At 39.6% G+C, this 9,940-nt stretch carries 9 protein-coding genes; 7 read left to right on the top strand and 2 right to left on the bottom strand.

The annotated features are described in order from the left end of the window. Positions 1–159: 159 nt before the first annotated feature. A complete protein-coding gene (locus H5161_RS18040) occupies positions 160–612 on the top strand; it encodes a hypothetical protein (protein ID WP_024599117.1) in 453 nt (150 codons plus the stop codon). Between the two features lie 70 nt (positions 613–682). On the opposite strand, the gene glp is transcribed toward H5161_RS18040, so the two are convergent. Next, entirely contained in the window at positions 683–1,900 is a 1,218-nt protein-coding gene (glp, locus tag H5161_RS18035) for a gephyrin-like molybdotransferase Glp (RefSeq protein ID WP_182769805.1), read from the bottom strand. 96 nt (positions 1,901–1,996) lie between these two features. Here glp and modA point away from each other — a divergent pair, with 96 nt between their 5' ends. From modA to H5161_RS18020, 3 genes are read left to right on the top strand one after another with little or no spacing between them, the layout of a single operon-like run. Then, positions 1,997–2,698 (top strand): molybdate ABC transporter substrate-binding protein, encoded by a 702-nt coding sequence (gene modA, locus H5161_RS18030; RefSeq protein ID WP_259395917.1) that lies wholly within the window; start codon positions 1,997–1,999, stop codon positions 2,696–2,698. Further along, positions 2,685–3,362: a molybdate ABC transporter permease subunit gene (gene modB / locus H5161_RS18025; RefSeq protein ID WP_007375247.1), complete on the top strand. Its 678-nt coding sequence runs from the start codon at positions 2,685–2,687 to the stop codon at positions 3,360–3,362. The genes modA and modB overlap by 14 nt, the downstream gene beginning before the upstream one ends. A 1-nt stretch (position 3,363) precedes the next feature. Then, positions 3,364–4,392 carry an ATP-binding cassette domain-containing protein gene (locus tag H5161_RS18020; RefSeq protein WP_024595621.1) on the top strand — a complete coding sequence of 343 codons (1,029 nt, stop codon included), beginning with the start codon at positions 3,364–3,366 and terminating at the stop codon, positions 4,390–4,392. Here H5161_RS18020 and moeB read toward each other — a convergent pair whose 3' ends face one another. Beyond that, entirely contained in the window at positions 4,393–5,151 is a 759-nt protein-coding gene (gene moeB, locus H5161_RS18015) for a molybdopterin-synthase adenylyltransferase MoeB (protein ID WP_182769804.1), read from the bottom strand. A gap of 288 nt (positions 5,152–5,439) precedes the next feature. Between moeB and H5161_RS18010 the strand changes: the two genes are divergently transcribed. Genes H5161_RS18010 through H5161_RS18000 form a run of 3 tightly spaced genes read left to right on the top strand, consistent with a single transcriptional unit; the run spans position 5,440 to position 9,868 of the window. Beyond that, positions 5,440–6,909 (top strand): NarK family nitrate/nitrite MFS transporter, encoded by a 1,470-nt coding sequence (locus tag H5161_RS18010; protein WP_024595623.1) that lies wholly within the window; start codon positions 5,440–5,442, stop codon positions 6,907–6,909. Positions 6,910–6,922: 13 nt separating this feature from the next. Continuing rightward, a complete protein-coding gene (locus tag H5161_RS18005; RefSeq protein WP_024595624.1) occupies positions 6,923–8,665 on the top strand; it encodes a bifunctional protein-serine/threonine kinase/phosphatase in 1,743 nt (580 codons plus the stop codon). Between the two features lie 9 nt (positions 8,666–8,674). Continuing rightward, complete coding sequence (locus H5161_RS18000; RefSeq protein WP_024603792.1) at positions 8,675–9,868, top strand: alginate export family protein; 1,194 nt, start codon at positions 8,675–8,677, stop codon at positions 9,866–9,868. The last annotated feature ends 72 nt before the right edge of the window (positions 9,869–9,940 follow it).

Raw genomic sequence — 9,940 nt, 5'->3', positions numbered from 1 at the left:
ATCTTTGATCAATTTAACGAATTAAATTGCACTATAACGTCGTTAAAAATTTTTTATTTAGAACAACTAGATACAAAAATTTTTGCCTAGTTCTAGCGTAATTTTCTTAACGTTAAATAGACCCCATATATAAGCAGATTGGTATTAAAGGGATTTAAAATGAATAAAATTATTATTGGGTTTGCTTTTGCTATTTCATCATTTGGCGCATTTGCACAAAGTACTGATGATTGGCCAGAAGGCGGTGCAATGCACACGGGCAATACTTATAATTTAGAGGGCAATAGATACAAAACTAAAATCAGTAAAATGATGGATGAGATCTACCCGCAACTAACTGATGATTACCAAGTAGATGCAGTTAAAGCGCAAATAAAAGCATGGGAGCAGTATATAGATGCTACATGTAACGTTGTTGGCATAGCAACGGGTGCCGGTGGCTCTTGGCCCTCAACGTATAGTGTTAAATGCGAAAGAAGCCTAAGTTATGATAGATACTTTGCGACTAAAAATGCGCTGAAGTGTGTTAATAGGTTGAGCAAAGAAGAGTTTGTAGGACGTAGCGAAAAGTTAAACTGTTTAATCCAAACTCTAAACATAAAAATATTTTAAATTAGAGTAGCGCTACAGCTAAATTATACAGTTAGCTGTAGCATGTTAGGCTTTATAACACCTCAATACTTTATAGCAACTCAATACTTACTGTTGCGCCTTTTTCGATATTGCCGCTTTGCGCAGGCACTACAATTAAGCAGTTAGCTTTACTAAGCGACGAAAGTACACCCGAGCCCTGTTTATTAAACGGGGCAACCACTAAGTCACCTTGCTCGTTAATTGTTGCAGTACCGCGTTGAAAGTCAGCTCTGCCAGGGCGCTTTTTAATAACGGATGTAGTAACCGCGTTAAATCGCATTTTAGGATTTACTTCACCAAGACCCGACAGCTTTTGCAGTGCAGGCTCTACTAACTGATTAAACGTAACAGCAGCCGACACAGGGTTACCTGGCAAGCCAAAAAAGTAACTGTTACTTAGTTTACCAAAGGCAAAAGGTTTGCCTGGTTTCATGGCTATTTTCCAAAAGTGAATTTCGCCAATTTCGTTGAGCACTTCTTTGGTAAAGTCGGCTTCACCAACCGATACGCCGCCTGAGCTTATTACGGCATCGGCGAGTTCATTCGCTTTTAAAAATGCATTGGTGATGAGGTCTTTGTCATCAGGGATAATTCCTAAATCAAGCACGTCGATATTTTTTTGTTGCAGCGCACTAATAATAACAGCGCGGTTACTTTCAAAAATAGCGCCTTGCTTAAGAGGCTGACCAGGTTCAATTAGCTCATCGCCTGTAGAAAGTACGGCTATTTTCAAAGTTCTCACCACGTCTATATTGGCAATCCCTAACGATGCAAGTAACCCCACATCAACGGCTTTTAATTTATCGCCTGCTTTTAAAATAACATCGTCTATAGCAATATCTTCGCCAGCAAAACGCACGTTTTCATTTAGCTCAGGTTGCGCGGTGAACGTAATTTTATCGCCATCTACCGAGGCGTTTTCTTGCATTACAACGCCGTTAGCGCCTGGTGCAATGGCGGCGCCGGTCATTATTCTTACGCATTGCCCTGGGGTAAGTGTTCCTTCAAAAACTTGACCTGCAAACACGCTGCCTACTTGTGTGTAGGTTAAGCTTTTATCTGAAATACACAGCGCATAGCCATCCATTGCTGAGTTGTTATGAGCGGGTACGTTTATAGTTGACTTAACATCGCTTGCTAAAACGCGATCAACACTTTGCATTATAGAAATGGTTTCAACGTCTTTAACAGGCGTTATTGTGCCAAGTATATTTTGTATTGCAGTTTCAATTGGTAATAAACCGGGTGCATTGCAAACATCGTTCATATATATTGCTTACTTAAATCATTTTATTTTGAAACAATACTTATAATGTCAAAGCTTTACAATACATGGTTGGGTTATTTTTTGTGTGTGATATGCATGCTTTCGTGCAGCGTAAACGCAAAAGAAACGCTGCATGTAGCCGTAGCGAGTAATTTTAAAACTGTATTGGAAACCCTACTAAAAAAATCCCCATTACCTAATGTTGACGTGAAAATATCAGCCGCTTCTAGCGGTGTTTTATATTCGCAAATAGTGCATGGCGCGCCATTTGATGTGTTTTTATCGGCCGACGATTTTCGCCCGCAATCGCTTATTAAAGAAGGTTATGCCGAGCAAAGTAGTTTGATCACTTACGCGTTAGGCGAACTTGCTTTGTGGCAACCCAAAGCTGAAAAAGTAAATGATAAAGTAGCCATTGCTAATCCGCGTTTTTCACCATACGGACGTGCCTCAGAGCACTACGCGAATAACCATTTTAAAAAACCAATAAATTATGTGTACGGGAATAATATTACGCATGCGTTTCAGTTTGTGCAAAGTGGTAATGTAGGAGTAGGGCTGGTGGCTGTTTCATCCCTAAAGGCGGCTTACCGTAACACGCAAGATCAAAAATATTTAGATTATACCGTGCTGCCTACCAATCAATATCCCGATATAATTCAACAAGGCGTTATTATTAGCTCGACTAAAAAACATGCTAGCGCTAAGCAACTTATGCAATTTTTAATGGCAGAAGCTACGCAGCAGCAGTTAATTGAATTAGGTTACAGAATAAAGGACAACAATGCTTCAAAGTGATTTAACCGCGCTGTGGTTAACTATAAAACTTGCCTTTATAACCGCAGTACTTCTTCTTATTTTTTGTATTCCTCTGGCTTACAAGCTCGCTGGCTATAACGGTAAATTTAAACCATTTTTAGAGGCATTAATTGCAATGCCTTTAGTGCTACCGCCTACGTTGTTAGGGTTTTATTTACTTGTTTTGTTTTCGCCTGATCACGCTTTTGGGCAGTTTTGGTTTTGGCTAACGGGTACGCAGCTTGCGTTTAGTTTTCAGGGCGTGGTTATTGGCTCGCTTTTTTATTCGCTGCCTTTTGTAATGCAGCCGCTTGTGGCTGGGTTTAAGCATATTAATCAAACCTATAACGAAGCTGCCATTGCGCTTGGATTAAGCCCATTTAAACGCTTTGTGCATTTAATTATTCCGCTTTTAAAACCCAGTATTGGTAGCGCATTTGCTTTAGGCTTTGCGCATACATTGGGTGAATTTGGTTTGGTATTAATGATTGGCGGTAATATTCAGGGGCAAACACAGGTGGTGTCTATTGCGCTTTATGACCATGTTGAATCGTTAAATTATACGGCGGCGCATCAGCTTTCACTTATTTTACTGGCTATTTCGTTTGCCTGTTTAGTGCTGTTATTTAAGTTTAATAAAAGCATTGTAGGGGTTAAGCAATAACATGATTAAGTTAAGCCTTTTTAAAGCACTCAATAATTTTGATTTAGATATAAACCTTGAGCTTGAGTCGTTTAATGTATTGGGTGTTTACGGTCCTTCAGGCTCTGGTAAGTCAACATTACTGCGTTGTATTAGTGGTTTAGAGCCTGCAAAAAGTGTTCATATTAATAATCAGCCAGTGCATGAGTTGCCAAGTGATAAACGCGGTATAACGCTTCAGTTGCAATCGTGCCCGTTGTTTCCTCATTTAGATGTGGCAGGTAATTTAGCGTTTACACAAAAACACTGCGAAAATAAGCAAACCAGCTTAACGCTTCAATACGTTGTTAAAACACTTGAATTACAAGATTTACTAAATCGTGATGTACAAAGCTTATCGGGTGGCGAGCGCCAGCGTGTAGTATTTGCGCGCACTTTGCTTGCCGGTCAAAAATTTATAATGCTTGATGAGCCTTTTAGTGCGCTTGATTGGTCATTGCGTTTTAAAACGCTCACTAAACTCAATGAGTTAGCCGTTAAGTTTAATATTAAATTTATAATAGTAAGTCACTCATTAAAAGAGCTGCTATTTTGCTGCGATACCCTTATTCAGCTTGATAAAGGTAAGGTGATAAACCAAGGTGCAAGTGCGCACGTTGCAAAGGCTATTTACGCAAACGACAGGCAAACACCGCTGAGCTTAATTAATTACGATGTGGTTAAATTTGATAAAGACTACGGGCTATATCAACTGCAATTACAGCAAAGTGAGCAACCGCTTTTTGTGCTTCCTGCACTTGTCGATAGCAGTAATAAGCTAATTATAGAAAGTGAGCAAATGTCGCTTAGTGTGTTAAAGCCTGAGCAAACAACGCACAGTAATGTTTTAAGGTCGGTATTAACTCAGGCTGAGCTTATTAATAATAAGTGGCAGTTAACGCTTAATGTTGACGGGCAAACTTTGTTTGGCTTGGCTTCAAGGCGAGTGTGGGACAAAAACAACTTTAAAGTTGGCGATGTGCTTTATACAACAATCAGTAATCTAGAATAACTAAATGCTGCACACCGCACATTGACTGTTTTTAGCTATTTTAAAACGATTAAACTCCATGCTTAAACCATCCACCAGCAATAAGTGTTTGTCTAAGCCACTTGGCAAACCAGCAAGCATTTTTAGCGCTTCAGTTGCCTGAATACTACCTATTAGCCCCACAATAGGAGAGAGCACACCGGATTCAGAGCAGCTTTGTGTTTGTTCACTAAAAAATTGCGATAAACAACCATAACAATGACTGTTTTCATCCATAGTAAAACACGCGACTTGTCCTTCCATTCGTATTGCAGAGCCTGACACTAGCGGAACTTTAGCTTTAAAACAGGCGCTATTAAGTGCATTACGCGTTGCTAGGTTATCTGAGCAATCAATTACTATATCAATGTTATTAAATAGCTGCTCTGTAGAGGTATTTGCATCAAAAAATGCCTCAATAGTATTTATGTTTATTTCACTATTAAGCGCGTTAAGCTGTTTTTTAGCAACACTGCATTTTGAGATACCAATGTCGCTTTCTTTATACAGTATTTGCCTTTGCAGGTTGGTCACGTCTATTTCATCGTTATCAACTAAGGTAAGCGTGCCAACGCCAGATGCCGCTAAGTATTGACCTACCGCGCAACCAAGCCCACCCACACCAATAATTAAAGCATGCGATTGCCATAGTTTCTCTTGTCCGTCTATATCAAGCTGCGGCAGCATAATATGCCGAGAATAGCGTAGTTGCTGTTGGTACGTTAACGGTGCTTTTTGCATTTTTAAATATCTCATACTTTTTTTGAACAATACCAATTTGTTAAATCCTAGAGCAAGTAGTAACGCTTTTTATTTGCACTGTAACAGCCCTTACCCCCTCACTCATATAGTGCAACTATAACGCATTAAAATAATAAATACATATAACTAGCTGAAATATATGGTTTTTAATTAGTGGCTCAGTAATTGCTGTGTTTGGTTAACTAAAATTTAACAAAGTTTGAGCTACTACTCATATAAAAGAGTGGGGCATTTATAAAACAATAATACGTTTACGAGGAAATAAACATGCAACCGAGTTCTGGATTTAACTTAATATCCTTTAAAGGAAAAATGAAAGTATTACATCTGAGTTGGATGGTCTTTTTTGTGTCATTTTTTGTATGGTTTAACCATGCTCCTTTATTAGGTGCAATTGCGGGCTCGCTTGGTATTACCATGGCACAAGTTAAAACATTACTAATTTTAAATGTAGCGTTAACTATTCCTGCCCGTGTTGTGGTGGGTATGCTGACCGATAAATTTGGTCCCCGGATTGTTTATGCCGCGCTACTTATTACCTGTAGTATTCCGTGTTTTATGTTTGCTATGGCAACCACATTTGAACAAGCCGCTATAGCGCGTTTTGCGCTAGGCTTTATTGGTGCTGGCTTTGTTGTGGGCATTCGTATGGTGAGTGAATGGTTTCCTGCTAACGAGCTGGGCATAGCAGAAGGTATTTATGGCGGCTGGGGTAACTTTGGTTCAGCAGCAGCGGCTATGTTATTGCCAATTATTGCACTTATGTTTGGTGGCGAAGATGGTTGGCGTTACGCAGTAGGTTTAACGGGTGTATTAAGCGTTATATTTGGTATTATTTGGTACTTAAATGTAACCGATACACCAAAAGGCGGTACATACTTTAAGCCTAAAAAAGTAGGCGCAATGGAAGTAACCAGTAAAGGCGACTTTGTATTACTTCTTATTATGAAAATCCCTATGTATGGTGCACTAGCATTACTTACTTGGAAGCTTTCACCAACCGGTGCTAACCTAATTTCGGCTAACTTTGTACTTGCCGTGTATGCTTTTTTAGTTCTGCTTTATATTTACGAAGTGTATAAAACCTTTGACGTAAATGGTCATATTTTTAAAGAGCCTGTACCTGAGTCTCATCGTTATGAATTTAAGCAAGTGGCTGTTTTAAATATTTTATATTTTACAACTTTTGGTTCTGAGCTTGCAGTTGTATCTATGTTACCGCTATTTTTTATGGATGTGTTTGCGCTTGATATGGTGTACGCGGGTATTTTAGCCTCAGCTTATGCATTTATGAACTTAGCATCTCGCCCAGGTGGCGGTTGGATTTCAGATAAATTAGGTCGCCGTATTACCCTTATTGTACTTACAACGGGTCTTGCTGTTGGTTATTTTGTAATGGGCTTGGTTGATGCATCTTGGCCTTTATGGCTTGCAGTTGTTGCGGCTATGGCGTGTTCGTTCTTTGTGCAAGCTGGTGAAGGCGCTGTATTTGCCGCAGTACCGCTAATTAAGCGTCGTTTAACTGGGCAAATAGCTGGAATGACAGGTGCTTACGGTAATGTAGGTGCAGTAGTGTACTTAACGGCATTGTCACTTGTTGATTATCAAACTTTCTTTTTCATTATTGCGGGTAGTGCATTACTTGGTCTAGCTGCACTGTTTTTTATGAGAGAACCAGATGGCCATATTACCGAAGTAAATGAAGACGGCACCGTTGAACTTATTTCAGTGACTTAAGGCATTATTGGCTATGTTTGATGAAACACTCCACGCTAAATCGCTAAAAAATGAACTCAACGTTTCATTTGGCGGGCACAGTGCTAAAGGGTTAAAAGCAGAAAACCAAGATGCGTTTGCAGCTCTCAATACCAAAGCGCAAGAAAAAGAGTCTAAAGGCGTTATTGCCTGCTTAGCCGATGGGTGTTCATCAGCAAAAAATGCTAAACAAGCGTCTCAACTTTCGGTTACTCATTTTATAAATGAGTATTTAAATACCCCCGAAAGTTGGGCGGTTAAAAAGTCAGTGTCGAAGGTGTTAGCAAGTTTAAATCAGTGGCTTTATTCGCAATCGGTTAATTACAATCACTTAGGTCAGCGTCAAGCCGATTGGATGACGACTTTTACAGCACTTATTTTAAAGTCGGCAACGGGTTATATATTCCACTTAGGTGATACGCGTATTACTCGCTTGCGAGGAAATAAAATCGAGGCAATAACACGGGATCACAAAGTAAACGATACGCTAACGCGTGCTCTTGGCGCGCAACTTCATCAAGAAATAGATGTATACGAGGTTGACCTAAAAGCAGACGATATTTATATATTAACCTGCGATGGCGTACACGATGTGCTCCCAAGTAGTGATATAGCTAAATTAATTAACGAGTACACTAATTTAGAAAATGCAGCTAAAGCAATTACCGAACTTGCATTAGCACGAGGCAGTGACGACAACGTAAGTTGTTTACTGGTAAAAGTAGAAAATATTGCCGAGCAAAAGTTAGATGAACTTTACCATTCGCTAACACGACGAAAAATTCCACCTGCGCTTAATGTTGGGCAAAAAATTGATGACTACACGGTTATTCGTAAATTACATGCCAGTAGTCGCTCGCACATTTATTTAGTGCAACAAGCGCCCGATATACCGCCAGTGGTTTTAAAAGCACCTTCGGTTAATTTTGAAGACGATGTGCACTACCTTCAAGGCTTTATAAGAGAAGGCTGGGTAGGGCAACGCATAAACCATTTAAACGTGATGAAAGTGCTAAGTACGCAATCGCAGAGTCGTTTTTTGTATCATATTTGTGAGTACATGGACGGGCAAACACTCAGTGATTGGAAGCACGACGTGCCGCACCCAGAAATAACCCAAGTACGCAGTATTATTGAACAAATAGTACATGCACTAAGGGCGTTTCAGCGACTCGATATGGTACATCGTGATTTAAAACTCGATAATGTAATGATAGATGCGCACGGTAAAGTAACGCTAATAGATTACGGCACAGTAAGTGTTGCGGCTATGGACGAGTCGGTTAAACAAATTGCGGATGATTGCCCGCAAGGCACTGCCGACTACACCGCACCCGAAACACTTATTACTATGCACGCCGATTTTAAAAGTGATTTGTTTTCACTTGGCGTGATTGCATATGAGTTATTGTGCTCAAAATTGCCTTATAAACCACTGCCACTTAACCACGTAGCGCCAAAAGATTACAGCCATTGGCATTACACAAGTATTCGTAAATACAGAGCCGATATTCCGTTTTGGTTAGATCAAGCCCTTATGAAGGCGCTTGCCCCTAAACCTGAGCTCAGATACCAAGCTTTTTCTGAGTTTATAAACGATATCAACAAACCTAATCCTTATTTAGAAAGTACCGCTAATAAAAGTTCAATAATGAAACGCGATCCAGTTATGGTGTGGAAATGTATTTCGCTGTGTTTATTTATTGCTTTGGTATGTGTATTAATAATTAAAACTTAGAGAACCAAAATGCTTAATTACAAGAACAACTTACCTATTATTTTTATACTGGGTTGCTTCACTGCGCCTTTAATAAGCCAAGCTGCGCAAACTGATCTTGATTTTAGACTGCGTTTTGAAAGCGTTGATCAAGAAAATGCTCTAAAAGATGCAAGCGGCTTAACACTTAGAACCCGCTTAACGCATCAAACAGACGAGGTGAATGGTTTTTCAGCACTTATTGAAGTAGAAGACACTCGCAGCCTATTGGGCGTAGATGATTACAACAATACAGTGGGGAAAAACACTAATTATTCTGTTATTGCAGACCCAGAAAACACTGAGATAGACCAAGGCTTTGTTAAATATGCCCGCGATGGTCTATCGCTAAAAGTAGGGCGCCAAATAATAGCTCTTGATGGGCAGCGTTTTGTTGGGCACGTAGGTTGGCGCCAAGACAGACAAACCTTTGATGCCGCGACCATTAATTACGCATTTAATAACATAAATTTACAGTACAGTTATTTAAATAAGCGTAACCGCATATTTGCTGACGATAAAGACATTAAATCGTCCGATCATTTAATTAATGCAAGCTTTAAAACAGACTACGGTAAAGTGGTTTTATACAGTTACTTATTAAGTGACGATGCACTACAAGACGACAGTTTAGATACTTATGGCGTTTCTTTTAACGGTAATAAAACCCTAAACGACATAAAATTTTATTACAAAGCGGAGTATGCAACGCAGTCTGCTTCAACAAGCGTGAGTGATTTTGATGCCGATTACTATGCACTTGAAGGCGCTGTCGATTTAAATGGGTTGGGCATAAAAACAGTAACATTAAAAGTTGGCATAGAGTCACTTGGCTCTGATAATGGCGATTACGGGTTTGCAACACCGCTTGCCACGTTACATAAATTTAATGGTTGGACAGATACGTTTTTAAATACACCCACACAAGGTTTGGACGACACTTACATAAGCTTAAACGGTAAAGCGTTTGACGGAAAATGGCTGGTGGCTTATCACAGTTTTGATGCTAATGAGCAATCAAATGGGGTTGACGATTTAGGCAGTGAACTAAACGTACAATACGTTAAACCTATTAATAAACAATACGCAGTAGGTGTTAAGTATGCTGATTACTCAGCGGGCGATACTGCTGCTAATAAAGTCGATACTCAAAAATTGTGGGTATGGATGAGCGCTAAATTTTAACCCTCTCTATCTTCTAATATTCACTTGTAATTTATAGCGACACACGATGGTGCAATTGCACCATCTTGTGGG

The organism is Pseudoalteromonas sp. SG43-5, from assembly GCF_014164345.1.
Classification (GTDB): domain Bacteria; phylum Pseudomonadota; class Gammaproteobacteria; order Enterobacterales; family Alteromonadaceae; genus Pseudoalteromonas; species Pseudoalteromonas distincta.
The sequence above is the reverse complement of the archived record's forward strand: the minus strand, read 5'-3'. Positions and strand labels throughout refer to the sequence as shown.